This is a genomic window from Mycobacterium sp. 852002-50816_SCH5313054-b, from assembly GCF_001667185.1.
GTDB lineage: Bacteria > Actinomycetota > Actinomycetes > Mycobacteriales > Mycobacteriaceae > Mycobacterium.
Genome location: NZ_LZIC01000030.1, coordinates 104,750 through 123,247, shown reverse-complemented (window position 1 = coordinate 123,247; position 18,498 = coordinate 104,750). Strand labels below are relative to the sequence as shown.

Annotated in this window: 24 protein-coding genes and 1 pseudogene; 13 read left to right on the top strand and 12 right to left on the bottom strand. The window is 66.2% G+C overall.

What is annotated here, in order from left to right; genetic code table 11:
* The first annotated feature begins 30 nt into the window (after positions 1 to 30).
* Together groL and A5787_RS05460 are read left to right on the top strand one after the other, a co-directional pair.
* Positions 31 to 1,647: a chaperonin GroEL gene (gene groL, locus A5787_RS05465; protein ID WP_066962756.1), complete on the top strand. Its 1,617-nt coding sequence runs from the start codon at positions 31 to 33 to the stop codon at positions 1,645 to 1,647.
* A 233-nt stretch (positions 1,648 to 1,880) separates the two neighbouring features.
* Positions 1,881 to 2,342 (top strand): cupin domain-containing protein, encoded by a 462-nt coding sequence (locus tag A5787_RS05460; protein ID WP_197506965.1) that lies wholly within the window; start codon positions 1,881 to 1,883, stop codon positions 2,340 to 2,342.
* 235 nt (positions 2,343 to 2,577) lie between these two features.
* Here A5787_RS05460 and A5787_RS05455 read toward each other — a convergent pair whose 3' ends face one another.
* Complete coding sequence (locus A5787_RS05455) at positions 2,578 to 3,066, bottom strand: MarR family winged helix-turn-helix transcriptional regulator (protein WP_231993834.1); 489 nt, start codon at positions 3,064 to 3,066, stop codon at positions 2,578 to 2,580.
* 317 nt (positions 3,067 to 3,383) lie between these two features.
* On the opposite strand from A5787_RS05455, the gene A5787_RS05450 reads away from it, so the two are divergent.
* Together A5787_RS05450 and A5787_RS28750 are read left to right on the top strand one after the other, a co-directional pair.
* Entirely contained in the window at positions 3,384 to 3,764 is a 381-nt protein-coding gene (locus A5787_RS05450) for a DoxX family protein (protein ID WP_066962753.1), read from the top strand.
* A 23-nt stretch (positions 3,765 to 3,787) separates the two neighbouring features.
* Positions 3,788 to 4,951, top strand: a complete 1,164-nt coding sequence (locus A5787_RS28750; protein WP_197506963.1) for a YceI family protein — start codon at positions 3,788 to 3,790, stop codon at positions 4,949 to 4,951.
* Positions 4,952 to 5,072: 121 nt separating this feature from the next.
* On the opposite strand, the pseudogene A5787_RS26430 reads toward A5787_RS28750, so the two are convergent.
* The 4 genes and pseudogenes from A5787_RS26430 to A5787_RS05430 all read right to left on the bottom strand — a co-directional run.
* Positions 5,073 to 5,352 (bottom strand): annotated as a pseudogene (locus A5787_RS26430) (cutinase family protein); the annotation flags it as partial.
* Between the two features lie 110 nt (positions 5,353 to 5,462).
* Positions 5,463 to 5,897: a hypothetical protein gene (locus A5787_RS05440; protein ID WP_066962750.1), complete on the bottom strand. Its 435-nt coding sequence runs from the start codon at positions 5,895 to 5,897 to the stop codon at positions 5,463 to 5,465.
* On the bottom strand, positions 5,894 to 6,853 hold the full coding sequence (locus A5787_RS05435; RefSeq protein ID WP_066962748.1) for an SDR family oxidoreductase: 960 nt from the start codon (positions 6,851 to 6,853) through the stop codon (positions 5,894 to 5,896). The genes A5787_RS05440 and A5787_RS05435 overlap by 4 nt, the downstream gene beginning before the upstream one ends.
* Positions 6,854 to 6,900: 47 nt before the next feature.
* On the bottom strand, positions 6,901 to 7,524 hold the full coding sequence (locus A5787_RS05430; RefSeq protein WP_066962745.1) for an NADPH-dependent F420 reductase: 624 nt from the start codon (positions 7,522 to 7,524) through the stop codon (positions 6,901 to 6,903).
* A 94-nt stretch (positions 7,525 to 7,618) separates the two neighbouring features.
* Between A5787_RS05430 and A5787_RS05425 the strand changes: the two genes are divergently transcribed.
* Complete coding sequence (locus A5787_RS05425; RefSeq protein ID WP_066962742.1) at positions 7,619 to 8,101, top strand: MarR family winged helix-turn-helix transcriptional regulator; 483 nt, start codon at positions 7,619 to 7,621, stop codon at positions 8,099 to 8,101.
* An 84-nt stretch (positions 8,102 to 8,185) separates the two neighbouring features.
* Here A5787_RS05425 and A5787_RS05420 read toward each other — a convergent pair whose 3' ends face one another.
* Positions 8,186 to 8,779 (bottom strand): TetR/AcrR family transcriptional regulator, encoded by a 594-nt coding sequence (locus A5787_RS05420; protein WP_066962739.1) that lies wholly within the window; start codon positions 8,777 to 8,779, stop codon positions 8,186 to 8,188.
* A gap of 126 nt (positions 8,780 to 8,905) precedes the next feature.
* Between A5787_RS05420 and A5787_RS05415 the strand changes: the two genes are divergently transcribed.
* From A5787_RS05415 to A5787_RS05395, 5 genes are all read left to right on the top strand, one after another.
* Positions 8,906 to 9,640 carry an SDR family NAD(P)-dependent oxidoreductase gene (locus A5787_RS05415; RefSeq protein WP_066962736.1) on the top strand — a complete coding sequence of 245 codons (735 nt, stop codon included), beginning with the start codon at positions 8,906 to 8,908 and terminating at the stop codon, positions 9,638 to 9,640.
* A 76-nt stretch (positions 9,641 to 9,716) separates the two neighbouring features.
* Positions 9,717 to 10,139 (top strand): nuclear transport factor 2 family protein, encoded by a 423-nt coding sequence (locus A5787_RS05410; protein ID WP_066962733.1) that lies wholly within the window; start codon positions 9,717 to 9,719, stop codon positions 10,137 to 10,139.
* 60 nt (positions 10,140 to 10,199) lie between these two features.
* Entirely contained in the window at positions 10,200 to 10,826 is a 627-nt protein-coding gene (locus A5787_RS05405; RefSeq protein WP_066962730.1) for an NADPH-dependent F420 reductase, read from the top strand.
* Positions 10,827 to 10,971: 145 nt separating this feature from the next.
* Positions 10,972 to 11,637, top strand: coding sequence for a nitroreductase (locus tag A5787_RS05400; protein WP_066962726.1), 666 nt, complete (start codon positions 10,972 to 10,974; stop codon positions 11,635 to 11,637).
* A 158-nt stretch (positions 11,638 to 11,795) separates the two neighbouring features.
* The gene (locus A5787_RS05395) at positions 11,796 to 12,896 is read left to right on the top strand and encodes a ferritin-like domain-containing protein (protein ID WP_066962723.1); all 1,101 of its coding nucleotides are present in this window, start codon (positions 11,796 to 11,798) and stop codon (positions 12,894 to 12,896) included.
* Positions 12,897 to 12,912: 16 nt separating this feature from the next.
* Here the strand turns inward: A5787_RS05395 and A5787_RS05390 are convergent, their stop codons facing one another.
* Positions 12,913 to 13,314, bottom strand: coding sequence for a hydrogenase (locus A5787_RS05390; protein WP_066962720.1), 402 nt, complete (start codon positions 13,312 to 13,314; stop codon positions 12,913 to 12,915).
* Between the two features lie 72 nt (positions 13,315 to 13,386).
* On the opposite strand from A5787_RS05390, the gene A5787_RS05385 reads away from it, so the two are divergent.
* Positions 13,387 to 13,710 (top strand): hypothetical protein, encoded by a 324-nt coding sequence (locus A5787_RS05385; protein WP_156763778.1) that lies wholly within the window; start codon positions 13,387 to 13,389, stop codon positions 13,708 to 13,710.
* 14 nt (positions 13,711 to 13,724) lie between these two features.
* Here A5787_RS05385 and A5787_RS28015 read toward each other — a convergent pair whose 3' ends face one another.
* Together A5787_RS28015 and A5787_RS05375 are read right to left on the bottom strand one after the other, a co-directional pair.
* Positions 13,725 to 14,090: a hypothetical protein gene (locus A5787_RS28015; protein WP_369829080.1), complete on the bottom strand. Its 366-nt coding sequence runs from the start codon at positions 14,088 to 14,090 to the stop codon at positions 13,725 to 13,727.
* 14 nt (positions 14,091 to 14,104) lie between these two features.
* Positions 14,105 to 14,842, bottom strand: a complete 738-nt coding sequence (locus A5787_RS05375) for a superoxide dismutase family protein (RefSeq protein WP_066962714.1) — start codon at positions 14,840 to 14,842, stop codon at positions 14,105 to 14,107.
* A 111-nt stretch (positions 14,843 to 14,953) separates the two neighbouring features.
* On the opposite strand from A5787_RS05375, the gene A5787_RS05370 reads away from it, so the two are divergent.
* Positions 14,954 to 15,373: a hypothetical protein gene (locus A5787_RS05370; RefSeq protein WP_066962711.1), complete on the top strand. Its 420-nt coding sequence runs from the start codon at positions 14,954 to 14,956 to the stop codon at positions 15,371 to 15,373.
* Between the two features lie 3 nt (positions 15,374 to 15,376).
* Here the strand turns inward: A5787_RS05370 and A5787_RS05365 are convergent, their stop codons facing one another.
* From A5787_RS05365 to A5787_RS05355, 3 genes are all read right to left on the bottom strand, one after another.
* A complete protein-coding gene (locus tag A5787_RS05365) occupies positions 15,377 to 15,856 on the bottom strand; it encodes a hemerythrin domain-containing protein (RefSeq protein ID WP_066962707.1) in 480 nt (159 codons plus the stop codon).
* Complete coding sequence (locus A5787_RS05360) at positions 15,853 to 16,686, bottom strand: Rieske 2Fe-2S domain-containing protein (protein ID WP_231993832.1); 834 nt, start codon at positions 16,684 to 16,686, stop codon at positions 15,853 to 15,855. Before A5787_RS05360 ends, A5787_RS05365 begins: the two co-directional genes overlap by 4 nt.
* 298 nt (positions 16,687 to 16,984) lie before the next feature.
* Positions 16,985 to 17,293 carry a WhiB family transcriptional regulator gene (locus A5787_RS05355; protein ID WP_066962701.1) on the bottom strand — a complete coding sequence of 103 codons (309 nt, stop codon included), beginning with the start codon at positions 17,291 to 17,293 and terminating at the stop codon, positions 16,985 to 16,987.
* 365 nt (positions 17,294 to 17,658) lie between these two features.
* On the opposite strand from A5787_RS05355, the gene A5787_RS05350 reads away from it, so the two are divergent.
* Positions 17,659 to 18,471 carry a hypothetical protein gene (locus A5787_RS05350; RefSeq protein WP_066962698.1) on the top strand — a complete coding sequence of 271 codons (813 nt, stop codon included), beginning with the start codon at positions 17,659 to 17,661 and terminating at the stop codon, positions 18,469 to 18,471.
* The last annotated feature ends 27 nt before the right edge of the window (positions 18,472 to 18,498 follow it).

Genomic DNA, 18,498 nt, shown 5'->3' with positions numbered 1-18,498 from the left:
GGCGGCATGCGTTCCGCGTGAAGGAGCCTGATGAGCAAGATCATTGAGTACGACGAGACCGCGCGCCGCGCCATGGAGGCCGGCGTGAACAAGCTCGCCGACGCGGTACGGGTGACGCTGGGCCCGCGCGGCCGGCATGTGGTGCTGGCCAAGGCGTTCGGCGGGCCGGCGGTGACCAACGACGGCGTCACCGTCGCGCGCGAGATCGACCTGGAGGACCCGTTCGAGAACCTGGGCGCCCAGCTGGTCAAGTCGGTGGCCACCAAGACCAACGACGTCGCCGGTGACGGCACCACCACGGCGACCGTGCTGGCGCAGGCGCTGATCAAGGATGGCCTGCGCATGGTTGCCGCCGGCGCCAACCCCATCGAGCTGGGTGTCGGGATCGGCAAGGCCGGTGACGCGGTGTCCGAGGCGCTGCTCGCGGAGGCCACCCCGGTGGCCGGCAAGGAGGGCATCGCGCAGGTGGCGACGGTGTCGTCGCGCGACCAGCAGATCGGCGAACTGGTCGGCGAGGCCATGACCAAGGTCGGCGCCGACGGCGTGGTCAGCATCGAGGAATCCTCGACCCTGAGCACGGAGCTGGAGTTCACCGAGGGCGTCGGCTTCGACAAGGGCTTCCTGTCGGCGTATTTCGTGACCGACTTCGACTCGCAGGAGGCCGTGCTCGACGACCCGGTGATCCTGCTGCACCAGGAGAAGATCACCTCGCTGCCCGACCTGCTGCCGATGCTCGAGAAGATCGCCGAATCGGGCAAACCGCTGCTGATCATCGCCGAGGACATCGAGGGCGAGGCCCTGGCGACCCTGGTCGTCAACTCGATTCGCAAGACGCTGAAGGCCGTCGCGGTCAAGGCGCCGTTCTTCGGCGATCGCCGCAAGGCGTTCCTCGAGGACCTCGCGGTGGTCACCGGCGGGCAGGTGATCAACCCCGACGCCGGGCTGCTGCTGCGCGAGGTCGACACCGATGTGCTGGGTTCGGCCCGCCGCGTGGTGGTCAGCAAGGACGACACCATCGTCGTCGAGGGCGGCGGCTCCAAGGACGCGGTCGAGGCCCGCGTCAAGCAGCTGCGTGCCGAGATCGAGAACAGCGACTCGGATTGGGACCGCGAGAAACTGCAGGAGCGGCTGGCCAAGCTGGCCGGCGGCGTGGCCGTCATCAAGGTTGGTGCCGCCACCGAGACCGCGCTCAAGGAGCGCAAGGAAAGCGTCGAGGACGCCGTCGCGGCTGCCAAGGCGGCCGTCGAGGAGGGCATCGTCGCGGGCGGCGGAACGGCGCTCATTCACGCCCGCAAGGCGCTGAAAGAACTGCGCGGGACGCTGAGCGGCGACGAGGCGCTCGGGGTCGACGTGTTCTCCGAGGCGTTGGCGGCCCCGCTGTACTGGATCGCCACCAACGCCGGGCTCGACGGCTCGGTCGTGGTGAACAAGGTCAGCGAGCTGCCCGCCGGGCAGGGGCTGAACGCCGAGACGCTCGCCTATGGCGACCTGCTCGGCGCCGGCGTCATCGACCCGGTCAAGGTGACCCGCTCGGCCGTCGTCAACGCGGCGTCGGTGGCCCGGATGGTGCTCACCACCGAGACGGCGATCGTCGAGAAGCCCGCCGACGCGGACGAACACGGCCACGGCCATCACCACCACCACTAGCGGTTGATGCCCGACTGTGGGGCTTAGGTAGGAAATCCCAACGATTTCCGTGCGTAGGCCCCACGGTCGGCATCCGGACTATCGAACGCCCCGGCTTGTCGCCGGGGCGTTTCGGTTTCTGATCCTTTAAGGCGTTCGCCGGGGTGAGATCTACTGGTGTGAGTCGCCGGACTGATCCACTCGGGAGCAACGTCGTTGCTCTCGCCGATAACGAATTGAGACGATGCATGAGCATGGCATACCTGGCGCAACCGGAGCAGCAGCAGCAGTTGGAATGGCTCGACGGCGGCACGCTGGCGATCTTGCTCGACGGCAAGGCCACAGATGGCCAGTTGATGATCGGACGCTTCGATGTTAGCGAGGGCGAAGCACCCCCGTATCACAAACACACGCGTGAGGATGAGGTCTTCATGCTGATCAAGGGGACCGCGTTGCTCTGGTACGACGACCAGGAGATGGAGCTATCGGAAGGCGGTATCGTGTTCTTGCCCAAGAACATTCCGCACGCATATCGCATCACATCCAAGAAAGCGGATCTGCTCATGGTCAACACCCCCGCGGGAATCGAAGGTATGTTCCGCTATGCCGGTCGTGACAAAGCAACGCCGCGCCCGGACGGATTCGAAATCTCGCCCGCGCGAATGGCCGAGGGAGCGGACAAGTTCGGACAGGTCATTCTCGGTCCCCCGCGCTGACCACTCGTCCGACGAACAAGCCCGCCGAGTACTCGAACGTCTTGTCACCCGCGACTCGACGGCACCTGGCTGTGGGGCATTGGACCAGCTCGCCCTCTAAGCGCCAGGCCGCGGCGGCTGTAATCCGATACCACCGAGACGGCGATCGTGGACAAGCCCGCCGACGCGGACGAATCCAACGGCCAAACCGGTCCCTGTCGGCCACGCGTCACCGTCGACGGGCGACCCCAACCGGCTAACCCGATTCGGCTATCCGGTCGGTAATGGCCTCAGCCGCTTTGCCGAGGCTGATCAGCTCGGCCCTGGTCAACGGGTCGACCACCAATTCGCGCACCTTCGCGACGTGAAAGGGGGCCGCGGCGGCGACCCTCTTCTTCCCCGCCTTCGTGAGTTCGACGACGCTCACCCTGCCGTCGTCGGCACAGCTCCGCTTGATCACCAACCCGTTGCCCTCGAGGCGGCTGACCACATGGGACAACCGCGACAACGAGGAGTTCGCCCTGGCGGCGAGCTCCGACATCCGCAGCGTCATCTCGTCGGCTTCCGACAGATTCGCCAGCACGAGGTACTCGAACGTCGTCAGTCCGGTGGTGCGCTGCAGGTCGCTTTCCAGGGCGGCCGGAAGCTCCATGATCATCGAGAGGATCTGGCGCCACGCACGCTGCTGATCGCCGTCGAGCCAATCCGTGTCCGGCTGACGACGCCGACGCCCGGGTCGCGTCACCGCGACGACCCGATGGCTTCCGATCGCTCAATCGTCATCCGTCCTCCTCCACCTGAAGGATAGTTCAACCGTCAACCGTCGACGGCTCCGTCGCGGCAACCCAGCGCCCCCGCCGGCGTCCCGTCCTTGTCCAGGCGCCACGGTTCGCGTCACGCAGAGGCGTTCGATCGGGGCCACATTGGTTGACGCTTTAAGTTAACTCCTGCTAGGTTGATTGATGCATCAACTAACGACTTTGGCGCCGCGTGGTGCGAGATTCGCAGGCGGCCGCTCGGGTCATCGGCCCTATGCGACACACACATCTTGGAGGAGCCCACGTGAACATCGCGGTCTGGACCGTGTCCGGATTACTCGCTGCCACCTACTTACTGGTCGGTGGCCTGAAACTAGTGACGCCGAAGGAGCGCCTGGCGAAGAACCCGTCGATGGCCGCCGCGGCCGAGGAGTTTTCCGCGACGTCGATCAAACTCATCGGTGCCGCCGAGGTCGCCGGCGCTCTCGGCCTGATCCTCCCGTGGCTCACCGGCGTCGCGCCTATCCTGACTCCCGCGGCCGCCGTGGGCCTCGCGCTGCTACAGGTGGGCGCGGCGGTGTTCCACGGTCGACGCCGAGAGAACAACCGGTTGCCCGTGAACGCCGTGTTCCTCGCGCTGGCGGCCTTCATCGCGGTCGCTCGGACTTCGGAGGTCGTCCGATGACCAGCGCTCTGCAGTACGCCATCGTGGGTACCGGCACCATCGGCCGGGTTCTGGCGCAACACTTTTCCGACCGGCAGGTCCCCGCGCTGCTCGCCAGCACGCGAGGTCCGGAGACGGTCGACGTCACCGAACTGTCCGACTCGATCACACCGGTCAGTCTCGACACAGCCCTGGATGCGGATGTGATCATCCTGGCCATCCCCTTCCTGCAGGTCCGCGAGCTGGGTCGGCGCCGTACCGACTGGTCCGGCAAGATCGTCGTCGACGCGACGAACGCGTTCCTGGTGCCCGAGGCCAAGGAAATCCTCGGCGACCGCCTGTCGACCGAGTTCAACGCCGAGGCCTTTCCCGGCGCCGCGGTGGTCAAGTCGTTCAACCAAACCGCCGCCAGGCAGTTCGCTGAAAGGCGTCCACCCGAGTTCGGAAAACGCGTCGTCTTCGTGTCCAGCAATGACTCCGCCGCGAGCGCCATGGTGGCCGGGCTGTGCACCGATCTCGGCTTCGCACCGATCGAACTCGGACGCATCGACGAGGGGGGCGTACTCATCCAGGCCCGCAATGCCCTGGTCTTGCGCAATCTCTACGAACTGCCGTCGGAACTCGAGAAGAGCACCGAGGTCGCCTCAACTGTCGAGCGGAAGCTCACCCCCGGCACGTGGACGATCGACCCCGTCCATTCGTCCATCACGTTCTCGGTGCGCCACCTGGTGATCGGCAAGGTACGTGGGCGCTTCGATGACTTCTCCGGCGCGATCACGGTGCCCGAGAACGGAACTCCGAGCGTCTGGGCGACCATATCGGTCGGATCGGTGAACACCGGCAACCCGGACCGCGACCAGCACCTACGGGCACCCGCCATCTTCGGCGTCGACGAGTTCCCCGCCGCGATCCTCGTCTCGACCGGTATACATAGCGTCGGGAAGGACGACTGGGTGCTCGAGGCTGACTTCACCCTGCGCGGAATTACCAAACGCGTGCCGCTGGCGTTTTCATTTCTGGGCGTGAGTCCAGGCCTTGGGCGCGGTGAGGTGTCGGGGTTTGAAGGCGTAATCAAGCTCAAGCGTAGCGATTTCGGCGTCATGACCGACACTCCCGTGCTATCTGGAGGCGCGCTGGTGGTCGGGGACATCGTCGACATCACCGTTTCCGTGGAGGCGGTCATGGCAACCTCCGCGCCGACGGAATGAAGTGGGGAGGCCCACCACGCCGCCTCTTACCGGGGAAGTAGCCCGAGCCCTGGTCCTTGGGTTCAAGATTCATATTTCAAGCGTGCATTCACCGGACGGTAGCCAGGTATATCGCGCCAGGGAGTGAAACCACGTGTGCGCCAGCATCTCTGATGCCGTCGAGGCCGGTCGACCACTGATCGTCGGTGGGATATTTGATCGGGTACACATCCATCGAGCGGCCGCCGAGACGCGTACCAAGCGCGTCGACGAATGCCTGGCCGGTTGGGGCCGACGCCGGGGTCCTCACCGGTGCCGTGGGCGAAGACGACTGGGGTGTCAGGGCAGGGCTGTGCCGACGTCGTAGGAGCACACTGGGCGGCGGTGCCGAAAGCCTGCGGCTGCGAGCAGGACTGCGACACAGAGGCGAAAACGGTTGACTGCCACCGTCTTTCATTGATTCCGGCTCGTGATGGTGCGGAGGTGATCGCTCAGCCTGCTGCCCGCAAGGGATGCGAAATGCGATCACCGGCTAGTCGTCCGTGCGCAGTTTCCAGGGCTGCCAACCGAGAGCTCTGGCCATGTTCTGCTGGAGCGCGACGCCGGCCGGCAGTGTGCGGTAGAAGATTCTCACCTCGGCGATCTCGCCGTCCACGTTGAGCTGAACCAAGAAGATTCCGTTGACCGCGGCGTCCCCGATCTGCAGCCGGAAGAGCGCGGCGTGGTGGGTGTCACCGCTGAGGACCTCCGTGTAGGTGTCGTCGGTCGACAGTTTGTTAACGCTTCGAATGGTCTCCACGACCGCGTCGCGGCCGCTGACCGGGTCATCGCCGAACGGCCCGTAGATCACCACGTCTGCGGCGAGTAAACGGGAGAGGGTGCCTGCGTCGACGCCGTCGCGGCCGGCGCCGTTGATGCAATCAACGAAGGATTCCAGCGTTTCGCGGTGCGAGGCGAAGGAGTTCATGGGATTGCTCCTGTGTCTTTGTTGGCGGAGAAGTAGTGGCCGTTGTCCAAATCGGTGAGCAGGCCGAGTTCAACCGGTTCCCAGCCCAAGGTCTGGCGGGTGATGAGGTTGGATGCCGGGTAGTTCTTCGTGACCAGGCTCGCGAGGGGCCCGAAGTATCCCGGCACCATCAGTTCGTCCACGGGAACGCTCACGACGGGCAAGTCCAGACGGCTGCCGATGGCCTCGGCGATCTCTCGGAGCGGGATGCCCTCGTCGTGGACCGCGTGCCAATATCTGCCAGCCGGACCCTTTTCCAGCGCCAAGCGGAAAACGGAGGCGACATCGCGGATGTGAACGGCGCTCCACGCGTTCGCGCCGTCTCCGGGGTATCCGGCGAAGCCCTTGTCCTTGGCGAGAGCGATCAGCTGCGGGAGGAAGCCGGCAGTATCGGTCGTGCTGTGTGCGATGAGCGGAAGCCGCACGATCGACGACCGCACTCCCTGCTCGGCGAGGCCGATGACAGCGCGTTCCACCACGTTGCGAGCCCGCAGGGTGCCCTTGTCCTCCTCCCTGCTGGGAAGGGCCGGGTCCTCCTCGGTGGCCGGCCGGCCCAGGCCCTGCCCGGGGCCACCGATGCTGCCGGCCACGACCAACGGCTTTCCGGTTCCGGCGAGGGCCTCGCCGTAGGCGTGCATGATCGGGAGCTCCGCGGCGGCCACGGCGTCCATCCCGCCGGAGGGAAGCAGGTCTTGGCGGTGGGCGACGTGGATGACACCGTCGGAGTCCGCGGCCGCCGCCTTGAGCCCGTCGAGATCCTCGAGGCTGCCGCGACGCACCGTCGCGCCCAGCGCAGAGACCGCCGCCGCGGATTCCTCGGACCGGGCCAGGCCGGTGACCTCGTGTCCGGCGCCGATGAGTTCGGGGATGATGTGCGAGCCGGCATGGCCGGTCCCACCGGTGATGAAAACGCGCATGTGAATGTCCTTTTCGGATTGGATTCGGATTGCGGGCGTCGGAGGATTCAGTCCAGAACCGTGATGCCCAGGGCGAAGTTGGTGTGGTTAAGGGTGTTCATCAGGTTCATTTCCAGCAGGCCCGCGTTCTCCAATGTCTGCGCCATGGGCAGCGGCCCGGCATCCAAGGGACGCAGTCCCAGGCTCTCGATAAATACCGATACTTGGGCCTTGGCCTGCGCGTCGTCGCCGGCGATGAACACATCCAACGAACGGCCCTCGGCCGCAGAGAGCGCGTTGGCAAACACGGTGTTGAACGCCTTGACGACATGCGCGCCGGTCGGGGCGGCCTCGGCGATCTCCTGAGCCCCGGAACTGCCCTCGGGGGTGACAAAGCCTGAGAGATCGGAGTTCGCGGGGTTGGTGATGTCGATGACAATCTTGCCGTTCAGGGCGTCCCCGTAGTCGCTGACCACCTCCGCCGCGGCGGCGTACGGCACGGCGAGAATGACGATGTCGCCGGCTGGCGCGGTGCCGGCCGTCCCGACGGTGGCGCCGTCGAGCGTGGCGGCCAATTCGTTGGCTTTGGCCGGGTCGCGACCGATGACCTCGACAGCGTTGCCGCTCGCGAGTGCGCGCTGGGCCAGAGCGTTGGCCATGGTGCCCAGGCCGATGATGCTGATGCTGCTCATGAAATATCCCCTCGGTTGACCATCAAAAGGTTGACTCCTCAACCATAAGTCGGGATTGGTGATGCGTCAACCAACGGGGGTAGGATCGCAGCCGATGGCACCGAACTGGCTCAACCCTCGTGAGGACCGCGCCTGGCGGGCCTTCGTGTATGCGAATTATCAGCTCGTCGCGCATCTCAACCGAGGCCTACAGAAATCGGGCCTGTCCGGGGCCGACTACGCGGTCCTGGAAGTGCTCTCGGCTCACGACGGAGACCGCATGCCCGCCCGCGACCTGTGCATCGCACTGAGCTGGGAGAAAAGCCGCGTCTCTCACCAGTTGCGTCGCATGCAGAAGGACGGGCTCGTCAGCCGCGAGCCCAACCCCAACGACGCCCGCAGCACGATGGTCTGCCTGCTACCGGCCGGCCGCGCCGCCATCGAGAACGCCGCACCCAGGCACGTGGAGGACGTCCGCCGCAACTTCATCGACCTGTTCACTCCGGCTGAGCTCGACACGCTCGCCGCCCTCAACGAACGAATCCAGCGCCACGTGGCCACCCACCACGACTCCCCCGGCGTGGACGAGCTTTCATAACGTTCACTGGCCGGAGGGCGCGGGCCTGCTTGTCGGTAGGGGCGGGCCGCTCTGGCGTGGGGGACTTCGACTTCCCCGTTGTCGTCAACTTCGGCTGAGCTCGCCGCCGGCTGGCGCGGGGATGGCGTCGTCGATGAGCACGACTGCGATGGCGGCGGCGGTGGCAAAGGTTTCGGTGTTGAGGACGCGGTTGCGGGCCGAAGCGCCATCCAGGAGCAGCGCCAGTTGTTCGCCGAGCTGTTCGGGGTCGGTGGCGCCGGCCTCGCGCGCGGTCTCGGTGAGCCGCGCGGCAAATGCCTTCTTGTAGTCGGCGGCGTGTACGCGTGCCGGGTGGTCCGGGTTGGGGATTTCGACGGCGGCCGCGATGAACGGGCATAGCGGCGCGTGGATGTCGAAGGCGGCGAGGAGCCGTTCGCGGGGTGTGAGATCGGCCCGGTCGAACACCTCGGGCAGGATGTCGGGATCGAACCGGCGTAGGTGTTCGGCGATCAGCTCGTCCTTGCCTTTGAAGTGCTGGTAGAACGTGCGCTTGGACACCTGGGCCACCGCGCAGAGCTGGTCCAGGCCAGTGCTGTTGATGCCTTGATCGCGGAACAGCTGTCGTGAAGCGGCGACGATGCGCTCTCGTGCGCCCCTGCCGCGGCGCAGGCCTCGCGGCCCCTTCTCCAACTCCGTCATGCACCCAGCGTAGCCCAGTTGGGTACGGATCGGTGTGCATAGCTTGCATCCCGCGTGAGCCTTCGATACGTTAAGGATACGGATCGGTGTACATAACATCGGCATCACCGAAGGAATGGAGCGATCGTGGGAAAACTCGATGGCAAGGTCGCAGTGATCACCGGCGCAACGAGTGGCATGGCCCTGGCCGGTGCCAAGTTGTTCGTTGACGAAGGAGCTCACGTCTTCATCACGGGCCGACGGAAGGACGCGCTGGACCAGGCCGTCGAACAGATCGGCCGGAACGTGACCGGCGTGCAGGGGGATTCGGCGAACCTCGACGACCTGGACAATTTGTTCGACACGGTCAAGCGGGAAAAGGGTTCAATCGATGTGCTGTGGGCGAGTGCGGGAACGGGTGAGCAGAGCAGGCTCGGCGAGATCACCGAGGAGCACTTCGACGCCACCTTCGGGCTGAATGCGCGCGGCACGCTGTTCACGGTCCAGAAGGCGCTGCCACTGTTCAACGATGGCGGCTCGATCTTCATGACCGGCTCAACCGCGTCGCTCAAGGGCTACCCCGGGTGGAGTGTGTACGCGGCGAGCAAGGCCGTGTTGCCCGCCTACACACGGGTGTGGGTGTCCGAGCTGAAGGACAGGAAGATCCGGGTGAACGTCCTGACCCCCGGCCAGGTCGCGACGGCGAAGCAGGAAGAGTTGTTCGACGAGGAAACGAAGGCGCAGTTCGAATCTTTGATCCCGCGGGGAAAGATGGGCCGCCCTGAGGAGATCGCGTCGGCCGCGTTGTTCCTCGCCTCCGACGACTCGAGCTATGTCAATGGCATGGAGCTGGTGGTCGACGGCGGCACCACGGCGATCTGAGTGATGACGACGGCGCGGACGTCACGCACCGTCAGGTCTCACACACCACGAGCAACACATCACTCAGGGAGAAACCATGACAGCATTCGCCCCGCACCGCGACACCGTGGAAGCCTTCGTCAATACCATGCACGGCGGCGCAGACAAAGACGCCCTCTCCGCAATCCTCGCCGAGGACGTGGTGCTGTACAGCCCACTCGGCGACGAGCCAGTCACCGGCCGCGAGGCGGTCCTGGAAGCCATGCGAGGGATCGGCGGGGCGGCCGACCTCACCTACAAAGAAGTCCTCAGCGGCCAGACCCACCACGCCGCGCACTTCCGACTACAGATCGAAGACACCGTGGTCAACGGGATGGACTACATCCTGCTCGACGCAGACGGAAAGATCGCCGAGGTGACCATCTGGTGGCGGCCGCTGCCGGCCGGCGTCGAGATGCAGCGGCACCTTGCGGGCCACCTCGGCATGAAGCCCTGGGAACTCCTCACCCACCCGCAGTAGCGGCGAGACCCGATCTCCCACGGGCATTTTGGGGCCAGACAACAAGCGGAAGAGAGCATCATGAGCAGCATCAGCATCATCGGCACGGGCAACATGGCTCGCGCGATCGGCACCCTGGCAGTCGCGGGCGGAAACGCCGTCGAGGTCATCGGCCGCGATCAGTCCAAGGCCGCTGACCTGGCCACGACTCTGGGCGGCAACGCCACGAGGGCAGACTTTGGCGCCACCCCAGCCGGGGCCATCGTCATTCTGGCCTTGAGGTACGCCGATGTCGTTCCGGTCGTCACCCAGTATGGAAACGCGTTGAGGGACAAGGTCATCGTCGACATCAGCAACCCGTTCAACGGCGATGCCGACGGGCTGGCCATCCCCGATGGCACCTCGATCGCCCAGGAAGTCGCCAAAGCGGCTCCGGCCGGCGCCCGCGTGGTGAAGGCATTCAACACCGTCTTCGGTCATGTCCTGAAGGAGGGGCGGACGCTGGATGTGTTCTTCGCTGGCGACGATTCGCAGGCCAAGGCGGGCGTGTCGGAGTTCATCGCCAGTCTCGGGCTGCGCCCGTTGGACGTCGGCGGCTTGACCATGGCGCACTGGTTGGAGGGAACGGGTCTGGTCCTCATGGGTCTGGCCCGTCATGGCGTAGACAACTTCGACGTCGCTCTCGGCGCCACCGAATTCGCCAGCTGAGCCGAACTGAACTAACCGTCAAGCCGGGCCCAATCCGGGTGACATAGACAGTTCCTCGTCCGCGCAGCTTTCCCTCGCTGCGCCGAATACGGTTAGGTGTCTGGCTCAGTTGGCTACGAACAGCCTGCGACTAGGGGGGAGCGGCATGGACGTATATGAGGCAGTCACAACCCGACGAGCCGTGCGTGGGTTCACCGACGAGCCTGTGTCGAGCGAGGTGCTGGAGCGCGTGCTGTCCGCCGCGGCGTGGTCGCCGTCTGGATCGAACCTTCAGTCGTGGAACGCCTACGTGGTGACAGGCGCGCCGCTGGCGGAGCTCAAAAAGCGCGCCGGCGAACGTGTGGCCGCTCGCGACCCCTGGGACGAGCGGGAGTACGAGATGTACCCGACCGACTTGAAGTCCCCCTACCGCGAACGTCGATCCGCTTTCGGCCATGAGCGCTACAGCGCACTCGGCGTTGAGCGCGAGGATTGGGAGGCGCGTCAGAGGGCCGCTTCCGCGAATTGGGACTGTTTTGGCGCGCCCGCCGCCCTGTTCTGCTACATCGACCGTGACCTTGGCCGGCCACAATGGGCCGACGTCGGCATGTATCTGCAGACCGTCATGCTGCTGCTGCGTGCCGAAGGGCTGCACAGTTGCCCACAGATGGCCTGGTCGGTATATCGCAAGACCGTTGCGGAGATCCTGTCACCCCCAGACGGCCTGATCCTCTTCTGTGGCATGTCGATCGGGTATGAGGACCCTGCGGTCGGTTACGCACGAACGGGGCGGGCGCCGCTCGGCGAGACGGTCACGTTCGTCCACGATTAGTCCAGCACCGTCATCACCACAAGCACCTGGGAAAGAGGCCCCGGTGAATGCGGCTTGGGGCGCTTTCGTTTGTCAGGGTTGACGCGCCGCGCACTCCGGGTGCAGTGTGATACCCGTCATATGACCACTGGTCATACGTGGCAGAAAGGCGGCCGTTCATGACCACGAGGGACAAGTACACGCAGGTGCCCGCGCCGTACTCGTGGGAGGTCCCCAGCGTCGGCGACGCGCGTTTTACCTGGGAGTACGACGACAGCCGCGCCCGACTCCTTTCCCTCTACCAAAAGGGAAAGGACAAGCAGTGGGATGCCCAGTCGCGCATCGACTGGGCGCAAGACGTCGACCCGACGAACCCGGTCGGGCTGCCCGACGAATTCCATCCGCTGTTCGGCAGCCCGATGTGGGACGCCGCCGACGACGCACGTCGCGCCGAGCTGCGCCTGCATTTCCAAGCCTGGCAGTTCTCGCAGTTCCTGCACGGCGAGCAGGGGGCGATGGTGTGCGCCGCCAAGATCGTCGAGGTGGTCCCGGACCTGGATGCGAAGTTCTACGCGGCGACCCAAACGATGGACGAGGCCCGACACGTCGAGGCGTTCTCGCGGTTCCTGCAGGAGAAGGTCGAGCTGGTCTACCCGATCAACAAGCACCTGACCGCGCTGCTGGACGACACCCTGCGCGACTCGCGCTGGGACATGCCCTACCTGGGCATGCAGGTCCTCATCGAAGGGCTCGCACTCGCCGCCTTCGGGGTGCTGCGTGACATGGCGCCGCAGGACTCGCTGGCCAAGCAGTTGCTGGCTTATGTCATGCAGGACGAGGCCCGGCACGTCGCCTTCGGCCGAATCTCGTTGAAGGACTACTACTCTGAGCTGACCGAGGCCGAGCGCGGCGAGCGTGAGGAGTTCGTCGTCGACGCCTGCTACCTGATGCGCGACAGGTTCCGCGGCGAGGAGGTCTTCGAGACCCTCGACATGGACGTCCAGGCCTGTGCCGACTGGGTCGACTCATCGCCGCTGATGATCCAGTTCCGCTCGCACCTGTTCAGCCGCATCGTGCCCATCGTGAAGGACATCGGGCTGTGGGGCGACAAGGTGCAGGAGGCCTTCCGGGACATGGGTGTGCTCGACATGGCCGGCTTCGACATCGAGACCCTGATGAAGGCCGATGAGGACCAGGCCGATGCGCTGGACAAGGCGCATGCCGAGATGGCCGAGCGGGCCCTCGAGGTGGACCAGGTGATCGCGGCGGGCGCGACCTAACCGAGCGCTTTCGTCGTCAGAGCCCGACGATGACGATCCCCACGCCGAACACGATCGCCAGCGCCAGGGACACCAACAGGAAGCCGACAACCCCTTCCTTTCCCGCCGAGGCCACGTGGTCGGTCGCCGCGATCGGGGCGAGTTTGCGGCCGGCGCCCCACGCCGCGGCGAGCAGCGTCGCCAACCAGTTCGCGTAGGCGGCGTAGACGATCAGCGCGACCGCCGTCACTCCCCAGGCGTAGGCCAAGTGGAGGTGCGGCCAGAGCAGGCCGAGTACCACCAGGAACATGCCGTTAAGCACCGCCTCGAGGTGGCTGGACAGCGCCATGCGCGGATTCTTCAGTGCGGGGATGGCGAACCCGGTGAGCAGGCCGATAAGGAACAGGACCAATCCGAGCGTGAACAGCACTGTCTGCATGTCAGCACAGTAGGGCCGACCGCCCGCGCCCGCCCTGGCCTGGGCCGACCACGCCCAAGATATGAGAGGCATATGAGCCGAGCGCCGGCAGCACTTCACGCGGCGGCCGTGTGCGAGCGTGGGTTTGTGGTCCCGGAACCGCAGTTGGCGGAAGCGCTCAGGCAGGCATCGAGCTACCTGTGGATCGCCGACGTGGCCGGCAAGAGAAATCTGCCGATGATCCAGTCGCTCTACAGCTTTGCCGCCCGGCAGATGGTTGCCTACACGACCGACGGCGACGAGTGGCGCCTGCGGGCCGCCGTCGCCGCCGCGCAGGACGCCACCAAGATGCACCACCTGCTCACCGGTCGCGGGCCGGCAACACCCGGCACGTTCGACAAACCGACGAACCTCTGACGCGCCAACGCGTCTCAGACGTGTACGTCGCGAAGGCCGGCCGCGAAGCGCACGCCCGAGCAGTTGTAGCACCCCACGCACCCGACGCAATTTGTGCAACCGAAGCAACCCAGGCACGCGACACAACGCTTGCAGAGCGCGCACGCGACACACGCGATGCTGCCGGCAATGGCCGCGCTGCCGGCCGTGGCGATCGATCCGGCCACGGCGGCGCTGGCCACGGTCGCCGCCGATCCGGCCACGGCGGCGCTGGCCACGGTGGCCGCCGAACCGGCGACTGCGGCGCTGGCCACGGTCGCCACCGACCCGACGACCGCGGTGTTCGCCCCCGTGGATTCGGGGTGGGCCAGATCGCTGTTGCCGTTAACCGAGTTGGCCACGTGGTCGGCGGCGCTCAGCGGCTGGGCGGAAGGCTCGGAGGCGTCGTCGTCACCGTGTAGCTCGGCGTCGACGTGACCGTCGGGGCGCTGGTGACCGTGACGGTGCTGGTGCTCGTGCTCGTCGACGCCGGTGGCACGGCGGTCGTGGTCGTGACCGTGGTGACGCTCGTCGTCTCGGTGGTCGACGAGGTCGTCGTCGCGGCCGCCGCGGCGATCACACCGCAGGCAATGTGCTTGCTCGATTCGCCGGTGGGGGTGGTGCCGAGGTTGTCCGCGGTCTGGTGGATGACCAGCGCGGTACCCGAGCTACTTCTCAGGTCCGCGGCGGTGAACGAGTTACTGGTGGTGACGAGTTTCGCCGAGCCGTCGGAGCGCACCTGCAACGCGGTCAGGTCGCCGCTGGCGGGAGAACCGGTGTGGCCCGGCGCCTGGTAGACGCTTCCGGCGGAGCTGAAATCCGTGCCCTCGCACTTGCCCACCGAGTGGATCTGCAGCCCGTGGAAACCGGGGCTCAGGACCTGGTTGGGGCCGGCCTCCACGGTGACCGTCGCGTAGCCGTTCGCGAAATCGAAGGTGGCATTGGCGACCTGAGTCCCGTCGGCGCTCTTCACCTGCGTGGTCATCCTCTCGGTGCCAGGCGGGCTGGAGGACGGTGACGTAGTGGACTGGTTGCCGCTCTGGCTTGCGCAGGCGGCTAACGGTGCGATCGTCGCGGTCAGTGCCGCGGTGGCAAACACTAAACCCTTATTCATTGACCGGATCTACCCCGATTGGCGAAGGTCGAAACGAGCCGAATCCCCTATGCAAACTCGCCGCTGAGCGCAATGCTCATCGCAGGCGGGGACCGGCACTAGGAGGACGAGATGTCAGCACCCACAGCCAAGGAGATCCGGGCCGCCCTCGAGCGGCACGTGCAGTTGTGGAACGCCGGCGACAAGGAGGCGTGGCTCGGGCACTGGAAACGCGTCGTGCCGGGTGAGGTCACGATGGAGGACCCCGTCGGCACGCCGGTCAAACGCGGGTGGGACGTCATGGGTGAAGTATGGGATGCCTCGCCGAACGCCGACTGGAAGCTGGGCATCGACCTGCTTCACGTGTGCGGCGCGACCGGCGCGGCCGTCATTCGCAACTCGGGCGCCGTGAACGGCGAACCGGCCGTCATTCAGAGCATCGAGGTCTACAAGTTCGGCGACGACGGCTCGCTGCACACATCGACTTTCTGGGACCTCTCGGCCGGCAATGAATACGCGCAGTGGACGGCCGAGACCGGCGAGGCGAGCTGACAGCTACAGCGAGCTGAGCAGGGCCTTGCGGCCTCGCACCCGGAGCTTGTGAACGTCCGATTGACGTAACCGGTCGATGCGCTCGACCATGTGGTTGCCCAGTGCGTCGAGCATGTCCCCGTCCAGATCGATTGGGGGCGGGCACAAGTCGCGCTCCTCTTCGCTGGCATGGGCGTCGAGGACCAGAACGAACGAGTGCCATTCGTCCTGGTATTCGGGCGCGGTTGGCGGCGTCCGCAGGAGCGCGGCAAGCTGATCCCAGACCTGGCGGTGTTCGGCATGGGCGATCGCCACGAGTTCGGTTGCCGCCGATACCGCCGGATAGAACAAGTCGTCCTCGATACGCATATGGATGTCCAGCTCGATCAACAGTTCGTCGAGAGCGTCTTGCCGTTCGTCAGTGTCCGGCGGTATTGCGGTGATCTTCTCGCAGAGTCCGCGCAATACCTTGTGGTGCTCGAAAAGCACGTCGTAGGCGTTCATTTCGCCACTCCATGCACCTCGACGAATCCGTCGCGTATTCTGGCCGGGTACCTCGGGAGCGGCGCTGTCGCCGGGCCGCGCAGCACCTGCCCGGATTCGCACGCGAACCTGGAACCATGCCAGGGACACACGATGCGGTCGCGGTCGATCCAGCCGTCACACATCGGTGCGCCCAGGTGGGGGCAGCGCTCACCGACGGCCAGCACCCGATCGTCGTTGCGATACAGAACCACGCCGACGCCGTCGACCTCGACCCACTGCGGCTGGCCGTCCAGTGCCGTTGCCGGCAGCACCGGCGTCCAGCGGGCGGCGCTCAGCCTCGTGCCGGCGCGATCTACGCCGGTGGCCGACCCGAACACCAAAGCGCCACCCAGGTAGCCGCTACCGAGCGTGATGCCATAACCCAAAGCGCTGCTTGCCATCCCACGCAGGTGACGGTCGCGGCGGCGGTCCCACCAGGACATCGCGTAAAGACCGGTCGCGACCGCGTTCAGGACGCCATGGACAAGACCGATCCGGCGCGACTGCTCATGCGTGTGCTGCCAGTCCGTCAGACCCGTGGCGGCCGCGCCGACGCTTCCGAGGATTCCGACGCCCAACGCAAACCTCGACGCGTCGCGCCACTGCGGGGTGCGACCCGGAAGCAGACCGGCCGCGTCCATGGCGACCGTCGTGGTCACCGCCCCGGTGGGCACGGACGTCAGCGCCGGATGCAGGGGATGACCGAGCCAGGTGCCATGCAACGCGTTGCTGACGCGGTCCCGGTATCGGCCCAAGGCGGCGAAGAGAAATGTCAGACCGTGCTCGAGCCGGTAGCTCGGCCGATCCAACCACTCCTGCTGTCCGAGGGTTGCTCGTAGGCGATCTGAAAAATGGCGTGACCGTTGCACCACGGCACTCCTCCTGTGCACGTGAGCGAACCGACGCGGGCCCCCGACCGACGGAACGCCCGAACCTGGACCGACGCGGCGCAGCGGATCTCGACACCGCATCGACCATGGACCGCGACCGGTCAGCGGCTCAGTCCACGACTAGAACACGTAGAGCGCCCGCGAATTGTTCACCCGACTAATGGGGCGCGTGGTGGGCCCCCAGCCGCGCAGCGGCCAGGGGAGAGCGGGCCGAAGATCAGGCCGAGCGGCGGATGCCGCGGGTGCGGCCGATGTCGCCCTTGAGGAGCATGTCGCGCTCGGCTTCCGACAGGCCGCCCCACACGCCGTAGGGCTCACCGACTTCCAGCGCGTGCGAACGGCACTCCTGAATGACCGGGCACTGCCGGCACATCTCCTTGGCGCGCTGCTCGCGCTGCATGCGCGCGCGGCCACGCTCGCCGTCGGGGTGAAAGAACATCGACGAATCGACGCCGCGGCACAGGCCCTGCAGTTGCCAGTTCCAGATGTCGGCGTTGGGCCCGGGTAGCTGCTCAGGCTGTGGCATTGGATCATTCCCTCTCTGCACGGCACGCCCCAGAAGGACAGGTCGCGAAGCGCCCGAAAAGCGGTTGTGCAACTGATTTTGGAGTGGCGTCACCGATGACTACCCGACAAACTAGAACTTAGGGCCGTGAGCGAATTTCCGTCAATAGCCACTTAGGTCGGCAAAGTATGTAAGCGTTGTAGCAAATTTAACTCGCCGTTCATCTGCCACCCATTCGGCGACCGTAAACCCTGCTACCAGGGGCTTGGCCGGACCGCGATTTCCCAGCTCAACGGGCGGAGCGGGGGCGGAAGTAATTAGTACGCGGCGGATAGTGATTAACAGTTCGGTAACACGGACACCACGAAGTGTTTACTACTATCACCGTGATTGAAACTCGTCACACTTCGGTGATTCACAGCACACTGGCCGCCGCCGCGCTCGGGGACCGGCCCGGCAGCTGGCCGCTGCCGGCCGCGACCGGCCCGGAGCAGCTGTGGTTGCGCGCCGTCGCGGCGGGTGGGCAGGGCCGCTACGGCAGCGCCTACCGGGACCTGGCGGCGCTGCGCCGCGGCGGCGCGGACGGCCGGTGGGCGTCGTTGGCGCACAGCACCCAGGGGTCGTTCCTGCGCCAGCTCGGCTGGCATTCGTTGGCGCGGGGCTGGGACGGGCGCGCGATGGCGCTGGCCGGCGGGGATCCGGAGGCCTGCGCCGACGCGCTGATCGGGCTGGCGGCAGACGCGCTGGGCATCGGCCGCTTCGCCGCCGCCGCAACGTTGTTGCGTCGTGTGGACCTGTCGCCCGGTGCGATCCCCGACCGGCTGCCGGTGCGCCGAGGGTGGGTGGCCGCCGAGCTGGCGATGGCCTCCGGCGACGGCAAGTCGGCCCTGCGGAACGCCGAAGAAGCCGTGGAGCTGGCCGACGCGATGGGCCAGCCGTCGGCGCGGCACCGGGTGAAAAGCGACGTGGTGCGGGCCGCGGCGCTGTGCAGCGCCGGCGACATCGAGCGCGCCCGCGCGGTCGCGGAGGCGGCGCTGGACGCCACCGGCCGCCTGACTCTGATACCGCTTCGTTGGGCGTTGGCTTGCTTGCTGATCGACATCGAAAGTGTCACGTTTTCAGCACAAAAATTGCGAGAAATTCGCGATATCTGCGCAGGCCAGGTGCGGCGCGCCGGGGGCGCGTGGCGTTGCGCTTAAAACGGCCTTCGGCCCGTTATTGTCATT

Bases quoted from the DNA above. Each gene is read 5' to 3' on its own strand.
- groL (WP_066962756.1), top strand. From the start codon at position 31: ATGAGCAAGATCATTGAGTACGACGAGACCGCGCGCCGCGCCATGGAG.
- A5787_RS05460 (WP_197506965.1), top strand. From the start codon at position 1,881: ATGGCATACCTGGCGCAACCGGAGCAGCAGCAGCAGTTGGAATGGCTC.
- A5787_RS05440 (WP_066962750.1), bottom strand. From the start codon at position 5,897: ATGAACTCCTTCGCCTCGCACCGCGAAACGCTGGAATCCTTCGTTGAT.
- A5787_RS05435 (WP_066962748.1), bottom strand. From the start codon at position 6,853: ATGCGCGTTTTCATCACCGGTGGGACCGGCCATGCCGGCTCGCACATC.
- A5787_RS05430 (WP_066962745.1), bottom strand. From the start codon at position 7,524: ATGAGCAGCATCAGCATCATCGGCCTGGGCACCATGGCCAACGCTCTG.
- A5787_RS05425 (WP_066962742.1), top strand. From the start codon at position 7,619: ATGGCACCGAACTGGCTCAACCCTCGTGAGGACCGCGCCTGGCGGGCC.
- A5787_RS05420 (WP_066962739.1), bottom strand. From the start codon at position 8,779: ATGACGGAGTTGGAGAAGGGGCCGCGAGGCCTGCGCCGCGGCAGGGGC.
- A5787_RS05410 (WP_066962733.1), top strand. From the start codon at position 9,717: ATGACAGCATTCGCCCCGCACCGCGACACCGTGGAAGCCTTCGTCAAT.
- A5787_RS05405 (WP_066962730.1), top strand. From the start codon at position 10,200: ATGAGCAGCATCAGCATCATCGGCACGGGCAACATGGCTCGCGCGATC.
- A5787_RS05400 (WP_066962726.1), top strand. From the start codon at position 10,972: ATGGACGTATATGAGGCAGTCACAACCCGACGAGCCGTGCGTGGGTTC.
- A5787_RS05395 (WP_066962723.1), top strand. From the start codon at position 11,796: ATGACCACGAGGGACAAGTACACGCAGGTGCCCGCGCCGTACTCGTGG.
- A5787_RS05390 (WP_066962720.1), bottom strand. From the start codon at position 13,314: ATGCAGACAGTGCTGTTCACGCTCGGATTGGTCCTGTTCCTTATCGGC.
- A5787_RS05385 (WP_156763778.1), top strand. From the start codon at position 13,387: ATGAGCCGAGCGCCGGCAGCACTTCACGCGGCGGCCGTGTGCGAGCGT.
- A5787_RS05375 (WP_066962714.1), bottom strand. From the start codon at position 14,842: ATGAATAAGGGTTTAGTGTTTGCCACCGCGGCACTGACCGCGACGATC.
- A5787_RS05370 (WP_066962711.1), top strand. From the start codon at position 14,954: ATGTCAGCACCCACAGCCAAGGAGATCCGGGCCGCCCTCGAGCGGCAC.
- A5787_RS05365 (WP_066962707.1), bottom strand. From the start codon at position 15,856: ATGAACGCCTACGACGTGCTTTTCGAGCACCACAAGGTATTGCGCGGA.
- A5787_RS05355 (WP_066962701.1), bottom strand. From the start codon at position 17,293: ATGCCACAGCCTGAGCAGCTACCCGGGCCCAACGCCGACATCTGGAAC.